We start from the raw sequence: 19275 nt of genomic DNA, 5'->3' as shown, positions 1-19275 counted from the left end.
CACCATGCGCGCCATGCAGACAGCCGCGACCGGCATGATGGCCCAGGAGATGAACGTCCAGGTCATCTCCAACAACATCGCGAACGTTCGGACCACCGGCTACAAGCGCCAACAGATCCATTTCCAGGACCTGCTCTACGAGCATTTCCGGCGTGCCGGCTCGGCCACCTCCGACCAGAACACCCAGGCACCGGCCGGCACCTTCATCGGCTCCGGCGTCAAGACGGTCTCGACCGGCCGCGTCATGACCCAGGGCAACATCACTCCGACCGAGAAGCCCTACGATCTCGCCATCCGCGGCGAAGGCTTCTTCCGCATCCGCATGCCGGACGGCCGTACCACCTACAGCCGTGACGGTTCCTTCGACCTCGACGCGCAGGGCCAGCTCGTGACCCGCGACGGCTATCAGGTCGAGCCCGGCATCACCGTGCCGAACAACGCCTCCAGCGTCAGCATCAACGCGCAGGGCATCGTCGAGGCGATGGTGCCGGGGCAGACCGCGCCGCAGCAACTCGGCCAGATCCAGCTCGTGCGCTTCGTCAACAAGGTCGGCCTCGAGTCGATCGGCGACAACCTCTATGTCGAGACGGCGGCTTCGGGCCAGCCGATCGACGGCTTCGGCGGCGGCGAGGGCTTCGGCACGCTGCAGCAGAACTATCTCGAGGAAGGCAACGTTCAGGCCGTTACCGAGCTCTCTTCCCTCATCGCCGCCCAGCGCGCCTACGAGATGAATTCCAAGGTCATCACCGCCGCCGACCAGATGATGTCGGCGACGACCCAGATGTTCCGCGGTTAAGGGGGCTTCGCATCGTGATCCGCCTCTCGCTCATCGCCCTGCTGGTCTCCGGCACCGCCGCGCTCGCTGCGTCGCCGCAGGGCCAGCCTGCACCGGTCGCGATGGCTTCGGCCGTCGTCGCTCCTGCTGCCCCCGCGCTGCCATCGAAGCTGCAATTGCGTCCCGAGATCAGCCTCGCCCGCGATCTCGTTACTTTCGGCGATCTCATTCCCGGCCTTGCGGGGGAAGCTGCCGCGACGGCCGCCTTCCGGGCGCCTGCGCTGGGCGAGACCGGCACCATCCAGGTCGCGCGCATCGTCGAGGCCGCCCGCGCCGCGGGCATCGTCCGTGAGGCTGGCGAGCTGCACAGCCAGGGCTTCGCGCAGGTCGTGGTGACGCGCGCGGCCCGCCGCATCACCGCGATGGATCTCGAAGCCGCCGTGAAGACCGGTTTGCAGGAGCGGTTCGGCGTCGATGCCCGCATCTTCGCGCTGGCGATCGACGGCGGGGCGCCGAGTGTCGCGGTCGAGCCCGAACTGACCGGTGACGTCGCCGTGGTCGATCTCTCCTTCGACGCGCGTTCGCGGCGCCTGCAGGCCCGGCTCGCCGTGCCCGGCAGCACGGCGATGCGACTAAAGCCGCTGCGGATCTCCGGCCAGCTCGTCGAGACCATGGAGGTCGTGGTGCCGAAGCGCCTGATCACTCGTGGCGAGACGCTCGGCAAGGACGACATCACCGTCGAGCGCCGCCCGCGCGACGGGCAGGGCAGCGAGATCATCGGCGATGTCCGCGCGGCTATCGACAAGGTCGCGCGCCGTGCGCTGCTCGCCGGCGTGCCCCTGCGCAGCAGCGACGTCCAGCGCGAGGAGATCGTCGCCAAGGGCGACCTCGTCACGATCGTCTACGAGGCGCCGGGCCTGCTGATCACGCTGCGCGGCCGCGCCAACGAGGCCGGCGCGATGGGCGATGTCGTCTCCGTCACCAATCCTCAGTCCAAGCGCGTGCTGCAGGGCAAGGTCAGCGGGCCGGGACGGGTTTCCGTCCAGCCTTCCGCCGCCGGCCGTATCGCCAGCGCTCAGTAAAGTTCCGTGGAAACCGCCATGTACGCCAACCGTCTCGCCAAGCTCTCCGGGCTCCTGCTGCTCACCGTCTCGCTCGGTGCCTGCGGCATGGGCGATCGCCTCGCCAATGTCGGCCAGGCGCCGACGCTCTCGCCGATCGAGGACCCGACTGCCGCCAAGGGCTACAAGCCGGTGCAGATGCCGATGCCGGAGGTGGCGCATGCCTCCTACGCGCCGAACTCGCTCTGGCGCACCGGCTCGCGCGCCTTCTTCAAGGACCAGCGCGCCCGCAATGTCGGTGATCTCGTCACCGTCAAGGTCAAGGTCACCGACAGGGCCCAGCTCAACAACACGACCAAGCGCAGCCGCAAGAACGGCGAGGATTTCGGCGCGGAGAACGCCTTCGGCTTCGAGAACAAGCTCGACAAGTTCCTGCCCGACGGCGCGAAGGCTTCCTCGCTGCTCAAGCTCGACTCCGATGCCTCCAGCGAAGGGGCGGGCTCGGTTAACCGCTCCGAGACGCTGGCGACGAATGTCGCGGCTGTCGTCACCCAGAACCTGCCCAACGGCAATCTCGTGATCGAGGGCAAGCAGGAGATCCGCGTCAATTTCGAGGTGCGCGAACTGATCGTCGCCGGTGTGATCCGGCCCGAGGACATCGAATCCGACAATACCATCGAGTCGACCAAGATCGCCCAGGCCCGCATCGCCTATGGCGGCCGCGGCCAGATCACCGATGTCCAGCAGCCGCGCTACGGCCAGCAGGTGATGGATATCCTGCTGCCGTTCTAATCCTCTTCCACCGGAATCCCGGACGGCGCGGAACGCTCCCCCTTGTCTCCGCGCCGGACGGCCGGCGGTCTCTCCCGAGCCGCCACCATCCCGGCCGCCCGCTACGCTCCCCAAGCTCATCAGCCGGCGGCCAGAAGCCCCGCGTTCTCCCGACGCGGGGCTTTTCATGATCCCTCAGAAGCTCTTCACCCAGACGAGAGATGACCCCTGATGGCTGGCAGGCCCTCGGCATCGCTTGCTCCCGCACCAAACTGACGTCGGATGTGTTGACCTAAGGACATCCTTGCGCTGTCATATCATCGGGCCTGTTGCCGCCGATGCTTGATCGGTCCGGCACCGCAGTTGTGCCTATGCCTCCTGCGAGAGGAGTACCGTCATGACGGCAGCCGTTCACCCAGCCGCTCCGCATGTGCTCCCGAATTTCATCACCGCGCCCGGCGAAACCGACTACCTGATGGTACTGGCCGGCATTATTCTTGTCGGAGCGGTGCTGGGCGTCGGTCTGCTCTTCCTGCGCCTGCACACCTTGCCCGAGCGGATGGCGCACAAGTCGCACAAGCTCCAGTTCGAGGTCGTGGCGGTGCTCGGGCTGCTCGCTCTGTTCACGCATATCCATCTGTTCTGGGTCGCCGGACTTCTGCTCGCCCTGATCGACCTGCCCGATTTTTCAGGAACGTTCGGCCGGATGGCGAGAGCGCTGGAGACGATCGCGGGCAAGGCTCCGGTCGAGAGCGAGCCAGCGGCCGCGCTGGCCGCGGAGGCGGTCGCGGAGTCGGTCCAGGCCCCTGCGGAGAGTCCGCCGGCCGCAGGCGACGAGAGCGCCAAGGGCGAGGAGAAGGGTCATGCTTGAGCTTCTCATCTGTTCCCTGCTGACGATTTTTCCCGATTATCTCTATCGCCGCTATGTGCAGGGCAAGCGCTTCGGCCGCGAGATCACGCTGTTCTCGGTCTGGTTCGAATTGCGCTGGGGCATCGTGACCTGTGCCATGCTGACGGTCGCCCTGATCACAGTGATCTTCTACAACCACCCCTCGACGACGAGCGCGACGGTCTTCTTCCGCACGGTACCGATCATCCCGGAGGTGAATGGTCGGGTCGCCGAGGTGCATGTCGGGGCCAGTCAGGCGGTCGCCAAGGGCGATCTGCTCTTCACGCTGGACAACAAGACCCAGGCCGCGGCGGTCGAGGCGGCGCGCCGCAAGGTCGCCGAGGCGGATGCCGCGCTCGCGGTCGCGAAGGCGGATATCCTTGCCAACGAAGGCAAGATCCAGGAGGCCAAGAGCTCCCTGCAGCAGGCTCTGGACGAGTTGCGGACCAAGACCGACCTGCAGCGCCGCAATGACGGCGTGGTTGCTGCGCGCGAGATCGAGCGGCTCGAGAATATTGTCGCGGGGCGGGAGGCCGCGGTTGCGTCGGTGACGGCCGCGAGAGATGCCGACCAGACCAGGATCGCCTCGCTGCTTCCGGCCCAGCGCGCCAGCGCCGAGGCCGCGCTCGTCCAGGCCGAGGTCGAGTTGCAGAAGACGGTGGTGCGAGCCGGTTTCAATGGCCGGGTGGAGCAGTTCACGCTCCGGGTCGGCGATGTCGTCAACCCGTTCATGCGCCCGGCTGGTGTCATCATCCCGGAGGAGGCGGGCCGGGGGCGGCTCCTGGCCGGGTTCAACCAGATCGAGGCGCAAGTCATGAAAGTCGGCATGGTCGCCGAAGTCACCTGCATCTCGAAACCCTGGGTGATCATCCCGATGGTGGTCACGGGCGTGCAGGACTTCATCGCGGCGGGGCAGGTGAGGAGCGGCGAGCAGCTTCTCGATGCCCAGCAGGTGGTTCGGCCCGGCACGATCCTGACCTTGCTGGAGCCGCTCCACCCGGGTGGGCTCGATGGGGTGACGCCCGGCAGCAGTTGCGTCGCCAATGCCTATAGCAGCAATCACGACGTCATCGCCGACAAGGAAACCGGCACGCTGCGCCGCATCGCGCTCCATGGCGTCGATGCGACCGGGGTGGTCCATGCGGTGCTGCTGCGCATCCAGGCGCTGGTGCTGCCGGTCCAATCCCTCGTCTTCAGCGGACACTGAGGCCAGGAGAAGCCGGCGCCCGCGGCGCGGCATCGCACCGCGGGCTATTCCTCGGAGCGGCAGTCGGAAACCCGATCGCGCTCGTAGCGCTCTCGAGCGGGAACGGCGGCAGCCAGGCTTCGCGCCGCACCGTCCAGAGCTCATAGGTCGGGATCAACTGATCCGGAGCATCGAGCGAGCCCAGATTGACCTCGATCTCGTCTCCGCTGCGCCCGAAGACCGGAGAGCCGCAGCGGGGGCAGAAGAACCGCCCCTCGTAGTCGCGAGCTTCGCCTTCGATCGTCACGGCGTCCTGCGGGAAGATCGCCGACGCATGGAAGAGCGCGCCGTGATGTTTGCGGCAATCAAGGCAATGGCAGATGCCGACGCGACAAGGACGCCCCGACGCCACGATCCTGATATCGCCGCACCGGCACCCGCCCGTGAAACGGTTCATGCCGCATCTCCTCTTCGAGCCCCCGCTGTCGCGCCGATCCCGGATCCCGCCGGGCTTTCGTCGAAGCCGCATCCTCGCGGCGAAGGGTACGCAGATGAAAAAGCCCCGCGTCTTCGGACGCGGGGCTTTCCGAAAAGCCAGGCGTTTTCGTCGTCGCTCAATCGTCGCGGAAGACGCGCTCGTTGCGCTCGTGGCGCTCCTGCGCTTCCAGGGACAGGGTCGCGATCGGACGGGCTTCCAGGCGCTTCAGCGAAATCGGTTCGCCCGTCTCCTCGCAATAGCCGTAGGAGCCGTCATCGATGCGGGCGACGGCCGCGTCGATCTTGGCGATCAGCTTGCGCTGCCGGTCGCGGGCGCGCAACTCGATGGCGCGGTCGGTCTCAGAGGATGCCCGGTCGGCGATGTCCGGGTGATTCTCGCTCTCGCTTTGCAGGGTGACCAGGGTTTCCTTGGCTTCTCGCAGGATTTCGTCCTTCCAGGCGAGGAGCTTGCCGCGGAAATACTCGCGTTGACGATCGTTCATGAACGGCTCGTCATCGCTCGGTTTGTAATCCGCCTCGAGGATGATCTGCTTCGACATGGGCGCGCTCTCTCATTTGTCGGCTCACGCGCCCATCGGCTGTGCCGCGGGAGGGTGGCCGATTTGGCGCCCTTATAGCGATCCGTTTCAAGCGGAACAATCGCTTCCGTCGCAGCTTCAACGGCTTCGTGAAAAGGCAGGTTTCAGGGTCAGTTTTCGATGATTTTTCCCGCTTTTTGCGTCAATCGAGCTTGCGGATGGCCTCGGCGATGTCGGCCTCGACCAGTCGGGCAAGCGGATTGCGGTAGTGACTATGGTCGGAGAACAGGCTGGGATCGTGCAGTTCGGGCCTGTCGGCGCGCCAATCGACCAGTGCGGTGCGGGGCCGCCGGGCGGCCAGATCGGCGAAAGCCTTGCGGCAGGCTGCATCGGCCGCAGCGTCGCGGCTGCCGGCCTTCGGCAGGGCAGTGGCGTAAACGGGCGGCCGCAGGAGAATCAGCGCCGTTTCCGCCGGCGCTGATTTCATCAGGGCTTCCAGCCCGGTCGCGGCAGGAAAGGGACCATCGACATTGCCGCCGCCGGATTCGCGCGGCTTTTCCAGCCGGGCCAAGATCTCCGGATTGATGCCGCCGCCCTGCCTGCTGTAGCCCGCCTCATAATCCCAGTAACCGTCGGGGCGGGCGCGTTCGGAGTTGCGCGAAATCAGATAGCCGATGCGACGGGGCAGTTCTTCCAGCAGATCGAAGCGCATCAGCCCGCCGATATATTCAGGCAGGCTGCGGCTCAGCAGCCAGAACGGGAAGGGTTTTTCGTTCGGCAGGGCAGGGTTCGCCGTGCACCAGTAAGGGTCGACGCCGACCACGATCGCCTTCGGCGGCATCTGTCGGTGATGGCGCAGGAACCAGTCGATCGTTGCGAAGGTCTCCTTCGGCATGGTTGCGGGCGCGATCAGCGAGACGAAGGGGATGCCGGTCTTCGCGCGCAATTCCTCCGGCGAGATCAACTGAATATGCGAATTGCCGAAGATGGCGCCGGTGAAGCTCGGATCGCGCCCGCGGCTCGCCAGCGCGGTGCGCGGCCCTTGCGGGCGCACGCCTTCCTTGAGCTTCAACGGCGAGCGGCCGGAATCATAGGGGTCGATCAGGAAGGCGGCCGTGAGGAAGGCGGCTGCGATCAGCACCGCCGCGCCCAGGAAGGAGCCGGTGAAGCCCGTCCACTTCGCCGCCCGAGCGGCCTGCTCAGAACTGGAAGTAGATGAACTCATAATTGGCGTCTTCGCCGATCTTCAGCAGGATGATGACGAACAGGAGCCCGCACAGGATCGCGAGCCAGCGGGTCGGCGGCAGCTTCTGGACGAGGTTCCAGGCGGTGGGGCCTATGATGGCGAAGGCGGCGGCCGGCAGCAAAGCGCGCCATTTGAAGCCGGAGCCGATCGGGCCGAGGCCGAACAGCCCCTTGTAGATCGCCAGCGCGGCCTGGAAATTCGTAGCCCGGAACAGGACCCAGCACAGCGCCACGAACAGGAAGGTCAGGAACCAGCCGAGCATCGCCGGCATGGGGAGGTCGGCCCGGCGCCAGAACAGGGCGACGATCAGCGCCAGCCCATGAGCCACGCCCCAGGCGACGAAGGTGAGGCCGGCACCGTGCCACAGCCCGCCGAGCGCCATGGTGGCGAAGAGGGCCCAGATCTGGGTCGGCAGCCCGCTGCGCGAGCCGCCGAGCGGGATGTAGAGATAGTCGCGCAGGAAGCGCGAGAGCGTCATGTGCCAGCGCCGCCAGAAGTCCTGGATCGAGAGCGAGCGATAGGGAGCCTCGAAATTCTGCGGCAGCACGACGCCGAAGAGCAGCGCGAGACCCAGCGCCATGTCGGTATAGCCGGAGAAGTCGAAATAGATCTGGAAGGTAAAGGCGAGCGTCGCCTGCCAGGCTTCCGCCATGCTGATGACCTTGCCGGCGGCCGCCGCCGCGAAAACCGGGTTGGCATACTCGGCCAGTGGATCGCCGATCAGCACCTTCTTGGCGAGGCCGAAGGTCAGCAGCATCAGCCCGCGTGCGACCCGCTCGGCCGCATCGGGGCGCCGATAAGGGCGCTCATCGAGCTGGTGCATGATCTCGCGCCAGCGCACCAGCGGGCCGGCGAGTACCTGCGGAAAGAAGGCGATGTAGAGCGCGTAACGGACGAGATCGTAGCGCGGTGCCTGCCCGCGCCGGAGGTCCGTCAGATACATGATGTGGTGGAAGGTGAAGAAGGAGATGCCGAGCGGCAACGCGATGTCGAGCTTCGGTGCCGGTAATCCGGGAATCATTCCAGCGAGATCGGCGAAGAAGTTGAAGTACTTGAACACCGCGAGGACGGCGAGGTTCAGGACGATGGCGAGCGTGATCAGCGCTCCCGATCTCGTCTTCTGGAAGGCTTCGGCGATCAGCCAGTTCAGTCCGATCGACAATGCCAGCAGCGGCAGGAAGCGCCAGTCCCAATAGCCGTAGAAGGCGAAGGACAGCACGACCAGAACCGGCAGCCGCAGGCCTGGTGCAAAGCGTTCCGCGCCCCAGTGGAGCGCAAGCGCGAGCGGCAGGAAGGCGAGCAGGAAGACGAAGGAGTTGAAGAGCATCGGGCGAGGCTGAGCAAAGGATGGCTGCCGCCTTAGACCATTATGGGTTGCGAGTCATGACGCAGCCGGCCGGTTCGCGTGGGAGGCGGGCGCATCGGTGACATGAGTTTTCATCCCACCATTTCAATCAATCGATTGATTGAAATGGTGGGGAATGCTATGGAGAGGGCATGAAAGCCATTCCCGATAGCGATGCCGGTACGCGCGAGGCGCTGATCCGGGCCGGGCTCGACCTGTTCGGGCGGCACGGCTTCGAAGCGAGCTCGATCCGCGAGATCGCTCAAGCGGCGGGCGTCAACAGCGCCGGGATCGCTTATCATTTCGGCGGCAAGGACGGTTTGCGCCAGGCCTGTGCCGAGGCCATCGTCGCCACGATGAAGCAGCGGGTTTTCGGCGCCGCCGCCGTAATGCCGCCGCTCGACGGGCTCGCGCCGGAGGCGGCCGTCGAGCTGCTGCTCGCCATCGTCGGCCGGGTCACCGCCTTCGCCGCGCAGGCGCCGGAGAGCGAGATCATCGCCCGCTTCGTCACCCGCGAGATGATGGAACCGACCTCGGCCTTCGAGACGCTCTACGAGGGGCTGGTCGATCCGGTCCATGGCCAGCTCTGCAGGCTCTGGGCGATTGCGACCGGGATGGTGGCCGAGGCGCAGGAGACCAAGCTCGCGGTCTTCGCGACGATCGGGCAGGTCATCTATTTCCGACTGGCCCGGCCGGCCGTGATGCGGCGCATGGGTTGGAGCGTCATCGATCCAGCCCAGAGCGAGGCGATCGCCGACGTCATCCGCGCCAATCTCCGGGCGAGCATCGCCAGCATGCGGGAGAACAGGTCATGATCCTCGGCTTCCTCTGTTCCTTCGGGCTGATCGCAGCGAGCTTCTCGGCCTGCGGCGGTGATACGATCCGGATCGCCGGCTATGTCGAGGGCGAATACGTCCGGCTCGGGCCGATCGATACGGCCCGGATCGAGCGCATCGATGTCCGGCGGGGCGAGCGCGTCGAGGCCGGGAAGGGCGTCGCAGCGCTCGAAACGACGGATGCGGAGAACGCAGTCCGGGAGAGCGAGGCGCGGCTGGTGCAGGCGCAGGCGCAGCTCGACAACCTGCGCAGCGGCAAGCGGCCGGAAGAGATCGCGGTGATCGAGGCCAATCTGGCCTCGGCCAAGGCGCAGCAGCGCGAGGCCGAACGGGCTCTCGATCGTCGGCAGGACCTGCTGCGGCGCGGCGTCTCGACCCAGGCCGATTTCGACCAGGCGGAAACGGCGCGCGATGTCGCCGCCGCCAGCGTCCGCCAGAATGCAGCCAATCTCGATGTCGCACGTCTGCCGGCGCGGCCGGACGAGATCAAGGCGAGCGAGAATGCGGTCGAGCAGGCCAAGGCGGCTCTGGCGCAGGCGCGCTGGCGGCTATCGCAGCGCCAGCTCTTCGCGCCCTCGGCCGGGCGGATCAGCGACGTGCTGCGCCGGGTCGGCGAACTGGCCGGGCCGAGCGCGCCGGTGCTGCTGATGCTGCCGGATGGCGCGTCCAAGCTGATGCTTTATGTGCCGGAGATCAGGATTTCCGGCGTGACCACCGGCATGAAGCTCGATGTCCGCTGCGACGGCTGTGCGCCCGGACTGACCGCGACGGTGACCTATGTTTCGCCGGAGCCCGAATTCACGCCGCCGGTGATCTATTCGGCGCAGACGCGGCAGAAGCTGGTCTATCTGGTCGAGGCCCGGCCGGACGGCGGCCCGCAATCGGCCTTGCAGCCCGGCCAGATCGTCGACGTCACGCTGCCGAGGCAGCGGTGAGCGTGCCGCTCGCCATCGATGTCCGCGGCATGACCAAGCGCTTCGGCAAGCGCACGGTGGTCGACGATGTCGATCTCGCGGTCGCGACAGGCGAGATTGTCGGCTTCCTCGGCCCCAACGGCTCAGGCAAGACCACGACGATCCGGATGATCTGCGGTTTGCTCAAGCCCGATGCCGGGGAGGGCACCGTGCTCGGGCTCGATGTCCGCACGCAGAGCGCGGCGATCAAGCGTCAGGTCGGCTACATGACGCAGCGCTTCTCCTTCTACGAAGACCTGACGATCGCCGAGAACCTGACTTTCGTGGCGCGGCTCTACGAGCTCGATCCAGTCGATGAGGCTGTCGCGAAGACGCTGGACGGGCTCGGCCTGACCTCCCGCAAGGATCAGCTCGCCGGCACGCTCTCGGGCGGCTGGAAGCAGCGGCTCGCGCTTGCCGCCTGCATCATGCACCAGCCGAAGCTGCTGCTGCTCGACGAGCCGACGGCGGGTGTCGACCCAAAGGCGCGGCGCGAGTTCTGGGACGAGATCCACCGGCTCGCCGGCGACGGGCTGACCGTGCTGGTTTCGACCCACTACATGGACGAAGCCGAGCGCTGCCATCGCATCGGCTATATCGCTTATGGCCGCATGCTGGCGACAGGGACGGTCGAGGAGGTCGTGAAGGGCTCCGGGCTCGTGACTTTCGTCGTCCACGGTGCGTTGAAGCCGGCCCAGATCCGGGCGCTGGAGGCGGCCGATGGCGTCGAGCAGGTCGCGCCCTTCGGAGCGACGCTGCATGTCGTCGGCACCGACCGCGGCAAGCTGGAAGCGGCGCTCGCGCCCTTGAGGAGCGAGGCCGGCATCAAGGTCGAGCCGGGAGAGACCAGCCTCGAGGATGTCTTTATCAAGTTCATGACCCGCGCGCAGGAGCGGGCGGCATGACCGGCTTGATCTCCACCCGCCGGCTCGGCGCGATGCTAGCCAAGGAATTCGTACAGATGCGGCGCGATCGCATCACCTTCGCGATGATGCTGGCGGTGCCGATCATCCAGCTCCTGCTCTTCGGCTATGCCATCAACAACGATCCGCGCGGCCTGCCGGCGGCGATCCTGGCGCTCGGGCAGGATCGCTATACCCGCGCCGTGGTTTCGGCGCTGGAGGTCTCGAACTACTATCGTTTCGGCGAGCGCCCGCAGAGCGCAGCCGAAGCCGAGAGCCTGATGGCGAAGGGCGAGATCTCCTTCCTCGTCACCATCCCCAGCGACTTCGGCGCCCGCGTCGAGCGGGCGGACGAGCCGCGCATCCTGGTCGAGGCCGATGCGACCGATCCGGCGGCAGCGAGCGGAGCCGTCTCGGCGCTCGGCACCATCGCGAGCCGGGCCTTGCAGCGGGCGCAAGGGCGTGAGCCCGTCACCGACCCGGCCGGCGCCAGCGGCGACAGCCTCTCCTTCGTCGTGCACCGGCGCTACAATCCGGAGAACATCACCCAGTACAACATCGTGCCGGGCCTGCTGGGCGTCATCCTGCAGATGACCATGGTGATGATGACCGCGATGGCGCTGACGCGCGAGATCGAGCGCGGCACCATGGAGAACCTTCTCGCCATGCCGGCGACGGCCGGCGAGATCATGCTCGGCAAGGTGCTGCCCTATCTCGCCGTCGGCGCCGTGCAGGTCCTGATCGTGCTGGGGGCGGCGAAGCTGCTTTTCGCGGTGCCGTTCCTCGGCGGGCTCGGGCTGCTGCTGACCTGCGTGCTGATCTTCGTGCTGGCGCTGGTGCTGCTCGGCTATACGATCTCGACGGTGGCGCGCACGCAGCTCCAGGCGATGCAGCTCACCTTCTTCTTCTTCCTGCCGTCGCTGATGCTGTCCGGCTTCATGTTCCCCTTCGCCGGCATGCCGGGCTGGGCACAGGCACTGGGCGAATTGTTCCCGCTGACGCATTTCCTGCGGATCATCCGGGCGATCATGCTGAAGGGCGCGGGTTTGAGCGATATCGGCGACGAGGTATTTTATCTCGGCCTGTTTGTGCCGGTTTACGCCGGCCTCGCGCTGATGCGGTTCCGCAGCACGCTGGATTGATGCTGCGCGTGCGCTGGCCTGCCTTGCTTCAGCGGCAGATCGCTTCCTCCGCGGCCCTCCGGGCTCTCGCATAATTGAGGAGATGAACGCCGTCGGGCTCCATCGTTCCCGCACGCGCGACGAGGGGATCATCCGAGCGGATGGCCTGATACGGGTCGATGAAGGCGCAATGCGGGAGATGACACAGGGCCGCCAGCTTGTCGGAGAATCCGGCGACGGCCGCGCGATCGAAGGTCGGCATGACGTCTTCGGCGATGGGCGGGAGAGGAAATACGACCAGAAACTCTGTGCGCTTCAGCAATTTCGCGATGATGGCTTCCGCTTCGACGCCAAATCGCGAGACATTGCGCGGTACGAATTTGCGCCGCGCGCTGTTGGTGCCGATGCTGAGGATACCCATGGGTATCCTGGAAGGGAGCGCAAGCTTCTCCATGAAGGCGCGATAGCCGGTGGTGGTGATGCCGCCGACCCCCGCATTGAGTACGGCCTTCCCGCAGAAGGGATCCTTCTCCGACATGAAAACCGCGTGCGAGTCCCCGAAAAATACGGTTTCGGCCTTTGCGGCTGCTAGATTCCGGTTCAGGTCCTCGAGCTGTCGCTGGCCGATCAGGTGGTCGTAGCGCGCGCGTTCCAGCGGAGCCGAGAGCACGAGCCAGGCAGCGAACAACGAACCGCCGAGGAGCAGCGCGGCAAGCGCGAGCCCTTTCGGCCGCAGGAGCCCGAGGCGCAGGCGAAGAAGACGGCCCGAGCTTGCCCGGGGCGTGGAGTTTGGCTGCATGATCAGGGGTGCGGTGGGAGTGCGCCTTAGAGAGGGATGTTGTCGTGCTTGCGCCAGGGCCGCTCGACGCTCTTGGTCCTGAGCATGGCGAGCGCGCGGGCGATGCGGCGACGGGTCGAGTGCGGCATGATCACCTCGTCGATATAGCCGCGCTCGGCCGCGACGAAGGGAGACATGAAGCGGTCCTCGTATTCCTTGGTCTGGCGCGCGATGGTCTCGGCATCGCCGCCGCGGAAGATGATCTCGACCGCGCCCTTGGCGCCCATCACCGCGATCTGCGCGGTAGGCCAGGCATAGTTCACGTCGGCGCCGATATGCTTGGAGGCCATCACGTCATAGGCTCCGCCGAAGGCCTTGCGCGTGATGATCGTGACCAGCGGCACCGTGCATTCGCTATAGGCGAAGAGCAGCTTGGCGCCGTGCTTGATCAGGCCGCCATATTCCTGCGCCGTGCCGGGCAGGAAGCCGGGGACGTCGACCAGCGAGACGATCGGGATCTCGAATGCGTCGCAATAGCGCACGAAGCGCGCCGCCTTGCGCGAGGCGTCGGAATCGAGCACGCCGGCCAGCACCATCGGCTGGTTGGCGACGATGCCGACAGTGCGGCCCTCGATGCGGCCGAAGCCGGTGACGATATTGCCGGCATAGGCCGCCTGGATCTCGAAGAAGTCGCCCTCGTCGACCGTCTTCAGGATCAGCTCCTTGATGTCGTAGGGCTTGTTCGGATTGTCGGGGACGAGCGTGTCGAGGCTCATGTCGACGCGATCGGGCACGTCGAAGGACGGCCATTCCGGCACGCCTGCCGTGTTGTTGGCCGGGAGGAAGTCGAGCAGGCGGCGCACCTGCAGCAGCGCCTCGACATCGTTCTCGAAGGAGCCGTCGGCGACGGATGACTTGGAGGTGTGGACCTTGGCGCCGCCGAGCTCCTCGGAGGTCACGGTCTCGTTGGTGACGGTCTTCACCACCTCCGGGCCGGTGACGAACATGTAGGAGGTGTCGCGGACCATGAAGATGAAGTCGGTCATCGCGGGCGAATAGACATCGCCGCCGGCGCAGGGACCCATGATCACCGAGATTTGCGGGATGACGCCGGACGCCTGAACGTTGCGCTTGAAGACCTCGCCATAGCCGCCGAGCGCCGCGACACCCTCCTGGATGCGGGCGCCGCCGGCATCGAACAGGCCGACGATCGGCGCGCGCATCTTCAGCGCCATGTCCTGGATCTTGATGATCTTCTGGGCGTGGGTCTCGGAGAGCGAGCCGCCGAAGACGGTGAAGTCTTTCGAGAAGACGAAGACGGTGCGGCCGTTGACCGTGCCCCAGCCGGTGACGACGCCGTCGCCGGGGATCTTCTCGGCCTTGTCCATGCCGAAATCGACGGCGCGGTGCTGCACGAACATGTCGAACTCCTCGAAGGAGTCCTTGTCGAGCAACAGCTCGATGCGCTCGCGCGCCGTCAGCTTGCCGCGCTTGTGCTGCGCCTCGATGCGGCGCTCGCCGCCGCCCTTGCGGGCGCCATCGCGCCGGGATTCGAGCTGTTCGAGGATGTCCTTCATGGCGGCAGGCTCCCGGCGGAAAAATCGCGTCTCAGAGCCGGCTTAAGCGGCGAGGCGCTTCGAGTCCATTACGACGTTCGCGGAAGCCGGAACCGCAATCATGCGGAGCGACAGGAAAGTGGGCCTTGCCGGCGGGGGCGGTCGAAGCGCGATCACAGCGACTGCCCGGACTGCTGCCGTATCGCATTTTCTTCATGCCAACCGGGACTATTTCACTCCCAAATGCCCTAACCCTTCAGAAGCAAAAGCACGGCGGCGTCGAATTCGCGGCGGCGGACGATGCGGCGCTCGGCCGCTTCCTCGTCCTGGCCCCAGATGCCGATCTGGTAATCCTCGTCGAGATGGGCGGCATCCCAGGCCGCATCCGGGCCGATCAACCCGTTCGCCAGCGCCAGCGCCAGGATGGCCGAGCCGGTCAGCGTCATGACGTTATGGGCCCCGGCCAGCGCCAGCGGGGCCGGTATGGTCTCGACCTGCCGGGTCACGGCGGCGAGCGTTCCTTCCGGCTGTTCGGTGAAAACCACGCCCTCTGCCAGCAGGAAGCGGGCGCCGATCAGAGCTTCGATATCGCCGAGGATCGGCTGCCAGACCCGGTTCTGCCGTTCGACGAGGGCCTCGGGTTCTCCAGCCCGGTAGCAGAGCGCATCGGAACCGGCATAGCGGACGATCTCGGCGCGGACGGCTTCCTGCTGGTCCTCGACGCCGTCGAGAGCCGAATTGACAAGCCGGGTCAGCGGCATCTGGGCAGGGTCGATCCGCTCGGCCTGCGCCTGCCATTCAGCGGCGAGCGCTTCGGCAACGGGACGGGAGCCGACGGCGAGCGGTTTGCGGGCCGGGGTTCGTGCGGTCTTGCCGTCGAGAGCGACATGGAAGAGGCCGTCGCGCTCCAGCACGCCGGTCTCCTTGTAGAAGCGCGCGGGCAGGGGGGGGCGCATCGCCTGCTGGGCGGCGGCGACCGGATCCGGCTGACTGGCGCCGGGGGAGCCGAAACGGGCGAGGAAATCGTCGGTGGACATCGCCCCGCCATAGCGCATTCGCGGCCGGCAGGGAAACCACCGTTCAGGCGGCGCGGATGCGGCCGAGGAACTGGGCAACCTCGGCATCGAGAAGGGCCGACTGGCGCGAGAGCTTGTCGGCGGATTCGGCGACATGGCTCGCGGCCTCGTCGGTTTCCGAGGCGATGCGGCTGACCACATCGATATGGCCGGCCGCGAAAACGGTTTCGTCGGCTGCGCGGCGGATGATCTGGGCGATATTTGCCGTAGCGGCGTTCTGCTGCTCGACCACGGTCGCGACATTGCCGGAAATCTGGTTGAGCGAGCCGACCGTCGTGTTCATGGCGTCGATCGCGTCGATCGCCTCGGTGCTGGAGTCGCGGATCGCGCCGATCTGGCTCTGGATCTCCTCGGTCGCGCGCCAGGTCTGATTGGCGAGGGACTTGATCTCCTGGGCGACGATGGTGAAGCCGCCGCCGGAGCGGCCGAGGCGGGCAGCCTCGATCGAGGCGTTCAGCGCGAGCAGGTTGGTGTGCTTGGCGATGGTCGAGATCGCATCGGTGATGTCGCCGATCTGACCGGCCTTGCGCGACAATTCGCCGACGGTGTCGAGCACTGCGCGGGCCTGCCGCGTCGTTTCACCGACGACCCGCGTGGTTTCCGCGACCTGGCGATCGACCTCGGCGAAGGAATGGGCCAGTTCCGTCGTTTCCTGCGTGGCGGCGACGACATTCGAGGAGGTCTGGCGCGAGGCTTCCGAGGCCGCGCCGGTGCGTTCGCAAACCTCGAGCGCTCCGCTTTTCATCTGCTGCGACGCAACGCGCAAGGAGCGCACGGACGCGATGACGTCGCGGGCGATGCCGGCGATCTCGCGTTCGAAGTCGTCTGCGACGGTGTGCAGCACCTGGCGACGGACGAGCGCGCTCCTCTCCATGGTTTTGGCCAGGTCGCGCCGCGCTCCATCCGCGGCGGCGCGGGCTGCGTCGGCCTCGTGGCGCTCGCGTTCCGATGTTTCGAGCGACTGATGCAGTGCCCAGACCAGCCAGCTCAGTGCCACCGATTGGACGGCGACGATCAGGCCATGCAGCAGCACCCGATCGATCTGGTTGCCGTTGAAGAACACCCCGATCGGCATGAGCAGGCCGAACGCGAGATGGTGAATGACGATCGCGAGGGCGGCCGGAAGAAAGATACGCCAGTCCAGCCAGCCGGCGAGCACGGCCAGCATGGCGAAGAAGTACATGTGCATGTCGGACTGGTAGGGATGGCCGGCATAGGCATAGACCAGCAACATCACCTGGCCCATGGTCACGATGCTGGAAAACTGGCGCGTCAACCAGCCGATGCGGTCGATGCGCCAGACCATCGTCCCGAGAGCGGCCAGGCCGATGCCTGCCAGCGCGATCGCGGGGCTATGCAGCGGCGAGGATGTGGGCGTCCCTAAGGCGAGTACCGCGGCATTGATCCAGAGGATCGCGATCAGAAGACGGGAGAAGCGCTCGCGAAAGCGTGCGGTGGCGTTCATCGACTGCTCCCTGCAGTGCTCCCGGTGCAGAGCCTGGCAAAGGCGGCATCGATGACGAGCCAGGCTCCCGCTCCGTAAAGGGACGAGACGAAGCCGTCGCGCTCGCCCGTCGTGAAAGCGACGGCAGCACCGGCATCGATCTGCAGGAGGCTGCCGCTCGCCCCGGCGACGGCTTGCGCGATATCGGCTGACGAGGTTCCAGCGGGAAAAAAGGCGGCGATCGGCCGTCCCGGTACAGGCCAGGCTGCGATCAGGAGCGCGGCTACCGCCATCGCGAAGCCGCAGATCAGGCCGAAGCCGATCTCGCGCATGTAACTCCCCCGGTTGTCCGTCCTTGCGGGCAGAAACCTAGGCAGCCAGTTTAAGGACGCGGGCTTTATGCTTGGTAAACTGCTTCGCTAACGTCAGGCACGTCCGTGACCGTCGGCCGCGGTGCCGAAGCGGTCCCGCCAGGCGGGCGTCGCACCGTCGAAGGGCAGGGCGGTCGCCGCATGGACGCCGCGCGCCACCGCGCGGGCCAGGACGTCGGCGGCGGTGGCGCAGAGTTCGGTCATCGCGAAGGCATCCGAAGGCGCGCCGCTATAGCCGGTTGCCGCGGCGAAGACGATGTCGCCGTCGAGCGGGGCATGGATGGGACGCAAGGCACGGGCGAGGCCGTCATGGGCGGCGAGCGCGAGACGGCGGGCCTGGGGCTTTGTCAGCACGGCATCGGTCGCAACGAGCGCGATCGTGGTGTTCTGCCCGGTGCCCCCCTTGAAGCGCAGGGCGGTGTCGTCGGACGTGATCGCCGCGGGCCAGCCCCGGCCGCCGAATTCCCCTTCGCGCTCATAGGGCGCCGACCAGAAATGCGGGCCGTCGCCGATCGTGGCGCTGCCCACCGCATTCACCGCGACGAGCGCGCCCACGACCTGCCCGGTCGCGGCGCGTGCGCTCGCCGAGCCGATTCCTCCCTTGAGAGTGGCAGTCGTCGCGCCGAAGCCTGCGCCGGCCGTGCCGAGCGCGAAATTGGCCGAAGCGGCTGAAGCAGCCTCGGCTCCCAGTCGGGGATAGGGAGTTTCGCCTTCGCCGCGCGCCCAGGGTTTCTCGCCGCCGTTCATGAGGTCGAACAGGATCGCCTGCGGAACGATCGGCACGCGGAACGCGCCGACGGGAAAGCCGCGCCCTTCCTGTGCCAGCCAGCGCATGACGCCGTCGGCAGCGCCGAGCCCCCAGGCCGAGCCGCCGGAGAGCACGATGGCATCGACATGCTCGACGGTCATCTCCGGGATGAGCAGCGCGGTATCGCGGGTGCCAGGTGCGCCGCCGAGCACGGCGGCCGAGGCCACGGTCGGTCGTTCGAAGACCGCCACGGTGACGCCTGTGGCCGCCCTCGCGTCCTGCGCCTGTCCGACCAGCAGGCCGCGGACATCGGTGATCAAATTCTGCATGAGGGAATCCGATGGCGAACCGAATCGCGCCGAACGCGTTGTCGCTACATTACGATCTTTTCATCCGCTGGCCATTGCCGGGTCAGGCCCGCGGGATCAGGTTCATGCTATCGCCAATCGGCTTCGAGACCCGCTGCGCGACGCTTCGACTGGACTGCTCCAAGGAGATTGCCCGTGAAACCCATTGCCCTCATCGCCGCATCGTCGATCGCCATGCTCGCCGGCAGCTTCGCTCTGGCGCAGCCGCAGCCGGTTCCGCCCGCAGGCGGCGACCAGAAACAGGAACGCACCGAGAGCCGCGAGCAGCGCCGCGACGACTGGCGCGAGCGCCGTGCCGAGCGTGCCAAGGCACGGCTCGAAGAGCGCCTTTCGAAGGTGCGCACCGACCTCAAGCTCAAGCCGGAGCAGACCGCGCTGTTCGACAAGGTCGAAGGGCTGATCAAGCAGCGCAGCGCCGAGCGCGGAGATCGCTGGACCGCGATGCGTGAGCGACGCGAAGCGTTGCGCCACGCCGACCTGATGGAGCGGCTCGACGCCACTGCCACCCGGCAGGGCGAGCGTGCGGCGCGCTCCAAGGAACTGGCCGATGCCGTACGCCCGCTCTGGACCACGCTCAGCGACGAGCAGAAGACGGTTCTGCGCCGTTCAGTGCGTGAAGCGATGGCGGAAGGGCGGGAGCGGGTCCGCGAGATGCGCGGCTGGCGGGGTGGCTGGCATGACCAAGACCGCGGCGATCGCTGGGAACGTGGCGATCGCAATGACCGCGGACGCATGCGCTGGCAGGATCGCGACGACCACAACGACGACTGAGCCCGACTGCGGGCCGTTCCAGACACGTGATCGAAAAGAGCCGCGCCCGGTTCCGGGCGCGG

19 protein-coding genes and 1 pseudogene are annotated in these 19275 nt (G+C 66.8%); 10 read left to right on the top strand and 10 right to left on the bottom strand.

Features of this window, described 5'->3' with window-relative positions; translation table 11 throughout:
• Nucleotides 1-4 precede the first annotated feature (4 nt).
• The 5 genes from flgG (at nt 5) to J0I42_RS03405 (ending at nt 4703) form a co-directional block, all read left to right on the top strand.
• Nucleotides 5-796 carry a flagellar basal-body rod protein FlgG gene (flgG, locus tag J0I42_RS03425; protein ID WP_291652833.1) on the top strand — a complete coding sequence of 264 codons (792 nt, stop codon included), beginning with the start codon at nt 5-7 and terminating at the stop codon, nt 794-796.
• Nucleotides 797-810: 14 nt separating this feature from the next.
• A complete protein-coding gene (gene flgA / locus J0I42_RS03420; RefSeq protein WP_291652832.1) occupies nt 811-1857 on the top strand; it encodes a flagellar basal body P-ring formation chaperone FlgA in 1047 nt (348 codons plus the stop codon).
• Between the two features lie 18 nt (nt 1858-1875).
• Entirely contained in the window at nt 1876-2628 is a 753-nt protein-coding gene (gene flgH / locus J0I42_RS03415; RefSeq protein WP_291652830.1) for a flagellar basal body L-ring protein FlgH, read from the top strand.
• A gap of 376 nt (nt 2629-3004) precedes the next feature.
• On the top strand, nt 3005-3478 hold the full coding sequence (locus J0I42_RS03410) for a hypothetical protein (RefSeq protein WP_291652828.1): 474 nt from the start codon (nt 3005-3007) through the stop codon (nt 3476-3478).
• Complete coding sequence (locus tag J0I42_RS03405; protein ID WP_291652826.1) at nt 3471-4703, top strand: HlyD family secretion protein; 1233 nt, start codon at nt 3471-3473, stop codon at nt 4701-4703. The genes J0I42_RS03410 and J0I42_RS03405 overlap by 8 nt, the downstream gene beginning before the upstream one ends.
• A gap of 44 nt (nt 4704-4747) precedes the next feature.
• Here the strand turns inward: J0I42_RS03405 and J0I42_RS03400 are convergent.
• The 4 genes and pseudogenes from J0I42_RS03400 to J0I42_RS03385 all read right to left on the bottom strand — a co-directional run bounded on the left by J0I42_RS03400 (nt 4748) and on the right by J0I42_RS03385 (nt 8271).
• Nucleotides 4748-5139, bottom strand: a pseudogene (locus J0I42_RS03400) (GFA family protein).
• 157 nt (nt 5140-5296) lie between these two features.
• Complete coding sequence (gene dksA, locus J0I42_RS03395) at nt 5297-5719, bottom strand: RNA polymerase-binding protein DksA (protein ID WP_291652824.1); 423 nt, start codon at nt 5717-5719, stop codon at nt 5297-5299.
• Nucleotides 5720-5900: 181 nt separating this feature from the next.
• The gene (locus J0I42_RS03390) at nt 5901-6923 is read right to left on the bottom strand and encodes a hypothetical protein (protein ID WP_291652822.1); all 1023 of its coding nucleotides are present in this window, start codon (nt 6921-6923) and stop codon (nt 5901-5903) included.
• A complete protein-coding gene (locus J0I42_RS03385; RefSeq protein WP_291652821.1) occupies nt 6898-8271 on the bottom strand; it encodes an MBOAT family O-acyltransferase in 1374 nt (457 codons plus the stop codon). Before J0I42_RS03385 ends, J0I42_RS03390 begins: the two co-directional genes overlap by 26 nt.
• 170 nt (nt 8272-8441) lie before the next feature.
• Between J0I42_RS03385 and J0I42_RS03380 the strand changes: the two genes are divergently transcribed.
• From J0I42_RS03380 to J0I42_RS03365, 4 genes are read left to right on the top strand one after another with little or no spacing between them, the layout of a single operon-like run.
• A complete protein-coding gene (locus J0I42_RS03380; protein WP_291652820.1) occupies nt 8442-9104 on the top strand; it encodes a CerR family C-terminal domain-containing protein in 663 nt (220 codons plus the stop codon).
• Nucleotides 9101-10060, top strand: a complete 960-nt coding sequence (locus J0I42_RS03375; RefSeq protein ID WP_291652819.1) for an HlyD family secretion protein — start codon at nt 9101-9103, stop codon at nt 10058-10060. The genes J0I42_RS03380 and J0I42_RS03375 overlap by 4 nt, the downstream gene beginning before the upstream one ends.
• 2 nt (nt 10061-10062) lie before the next feature.
• Nucleotides 10063-10983 (top strand): ABC transporter ATP-binding protein, encoded by a 921-nt coding sequence (locus tag J0I42_RS03370; RefSeq protein ID WP_291653147.1) that lies wholly within the window; start codon nt 10063-10065, stop codon nt 10981-10983.
• Complete coding sequence (locus tag J0I42_RS03365; protein ID WP_291652818.1) at nt 10980-12122, top strand: ABC transporter permease; 1143 nt, start codon at nt 10980-10982, stop codon at nt 12120-12122. Before J0I42_RS03370 ends, J0I42_RS03365 begins: the two co-directional genes overlap by 4 nt.
• A 28-nt stretch (nt 12123-12150) precedes the next feature.
• Here the strand turns inward: J0I42_RS03365 and J0I42_RS03360 are convergent, their stop codons facing one another.
• From J0I42_RS03360 to J0I42_RS03335, 6 genes are all read right to left on the bottom strand, one after another.
• On the bottom strand, nt 12151-12900 hold the full coding sequence (locus J0I42_RS03360) for an SGNH/GDSL hydrolase family protein (protein ID WP_291652816.1): 750 nt from the start codon (nt 12898-12900) through the stop codon (nt 12151-12153).
• A gap of 26 nt (nt 12901-12926) precedes the next feature.
• Nucleotides 12927-14456, bottom strand: a complete 1530-nt coding sequence (locus tag J0I42_RS03355; protein ID WP_291652814.1) for an acyl-CoA carboxylase subunit beta — start codon at nt 14454-14456, stop codon at nt 12927-12929.
• Nucleotides 14457-14683: 227 nt separating this feature from the next.
• Nucleotides 14684-15472 carry an ATP12 family chaperone protein gene (locus tag J0I42_RS03350; RefSeq protein WP_291652812.1) on the bottom strand — a complete coding sequence of 263 codons (789 nt, stop codon included), beginning with the start codon at nt 15470-15472 and terminating at the stop codon, nt 14684-14686.
• Between the two features lie 43 nt (nt 15473-15515).
• Nucleotides 15516-16976 carry a methyl-accepting chemotaxis protein gene (locus J0I42_RS03345; RefSeq protein WP_291652810.1) on the bottom strand — a complete coding sequence of 487 codons (1461 nt, stop codon included), beginning with the start codon at nt 16974-16976 and terminating at the stop codon, nt 15516-15518.
• A complete protein-coding gene (locus tag J0I42_RS03340; protein WP_291652808.1) occupies nt 16973-17287 on the bottom strand; it encodes a hypothetical protein in 315 nt (104 codons plus the stop codon). The genes J0I42_RS03345 and J0I42_RS03340 overlap by 4 nt, the downstream gene beginning before the upstream one ends.
• Nucleotides 17288-17380: 93 nt before the next feature.
• Nucleotides 17381-18403, bottom strand: a complete 1023-nt coding sequence (locus tag J0I42_RS03335; protein ID WP_291652806.1) for a P1 family peptidase — start codon at nt 18401-18403, stop codon at nt 17381-17383.
• Between the two features lie 174 nt (nt 18404-18577).
• On the opposite strand from J0I42_RS03335, the gene J0I42_RS03330 reads away from it, so the two are divergent.
• Complete coding sequence (locus tag J0I42_RS03330; protein ID WP_291652804.1) at nt 18578-19213, top strand: Spy/CpxP family protein refolding chaperone; 636 nt, start codon at nt 18578-18580, stop codon at nt 19211-19213.
• Nucleotides 19214-19275 lie beyond the last annotated feature (62 nt).

This window comes from Allobosea sp. (assembly GCF_017308015.1).
Taxonomy (GTDB): Bacteria; Pseudomonadota; Alphaproteobacteria; order Rhizobiales; family Beijerinckiaceae; genus Allobosea.
The sequence above is the reverse complement of the archived record's forward strand: the minus strand, read 5'-3'. Positions and strand labels throughout refer to the sequence as shown.

Bases quoted from the DNA above. Each gene is read 5' to 3' on its own strand.
- flgG (WP_291652833.1), top strand. From the start codon at position 5: ATGCGCGCCATGCAGACAGCCGCGACCGGCATGATGGCCCAGGAGATG.
- flgH (WP_291652830.1), top strand. From the start codon at position 1,876: ATGTACGCCAACCGTCTCGCCAAGCTCTCCGGGCTCCTGCTGCTCACC.
- J0I42_RS03410 (WP_291652828.1), top strand. From the start codon at position 3,005: ATGACGGCAGCCGTTCACCCAGCCGCTCCGCATGTGCTCCCGAATTTC.
- J0I42_RS03405 (WP_291652826.1), top strand. From the start codon at position 3,471: ATGCTTGAGCTTCTCATCTGTTCCCTGCTGACGATTTTTCCCGATTAT.
- dksA (WP_291652824.1), bottom strand. From the start codon at position 5,719: ATGTCGAAGCAGATCATCCTCGAGGCGGATTACAAACCGAGCGATGAC.
- J0I42_RS03390 (WP_291652822.1), bottom strand. From the start codon at position 6,923: ATGAGTTCATCTACTTCCAGTTCTGAGCAGGCCGCTCGGGCGGCGAAG.
- J0I42_RS03385 (WP_291652821.1), bottom strand. From the start codon at position 8,271: ATGCTCTTCAACTCCTTCGTCTTCCTGCTCGCCTTCCTGCCGCTCGCG.
- J0I42_RS03380 (WP_291652820.1), top strand. From the start codon at position 8,442: ATGAAAGCCATTCCCGATAGCGATGCCGGTACGCGCGAGGCGCTGATC.
- J0I42_RS03375 (WP_291652819.1), top strand. From the start codon at position 9,101: ATGATCCTCGGCTTCCTCTGTTCCTTCGGGCTGATCGCAGCGAGCTTC.
- J0I42_RS03365 (WP_291652818.1), top strand. From the start codon at position 10,980: ATGACCGGCTTGATCTCCACCCGCCGGCTCGGCGCGATGCTAGCCAAG.
- J0I42_RS03360 (WP_291652816.1), bottom strand. From the start codon at position 12,900: ATGCAGCCAAACTCCACGCCCCGGGCAAGCTCGGGCCGTCTTCTTCGC.
- J0I42_RS03355 (WP_291652814.1), bottom strand. From the start codon at position 14,456: ATGAAGGACATCCTCGAACAGCTCGAATCCCGGCGCGATGGCGCCCGC.
- J0I42_RS03350 (WP_291652812.1), bottom strand. From the start codon at position 15,472: ATGTCCACCGACGATTTCCTCGCCCGTTTCGGCTCCCCCGGCGCCAGT.
- J0I42_RS03345 (WP_291652810.1), bottom strand. From the start codon at position 16,976: ATGAACGCCACCGCACGCTTTCGCGAGCGCTTCTCCCGTCTTCTGATC.
- J0I42_RS03340 (WP_291652808.1), bottom strand. From the start codon at position 17,287: ATGCGCGAGATCGGCTTCGGCCTGATCTGCGGCTTCGCGATGGCGGTA.
- J0I42_RS03335 (WP_291652806.1), bottom strand. From the start codon at position 18,403: ATGCAGAATTTGATCACCGATGTCCGCGGCCTGCTGGTCGGACAGGCG.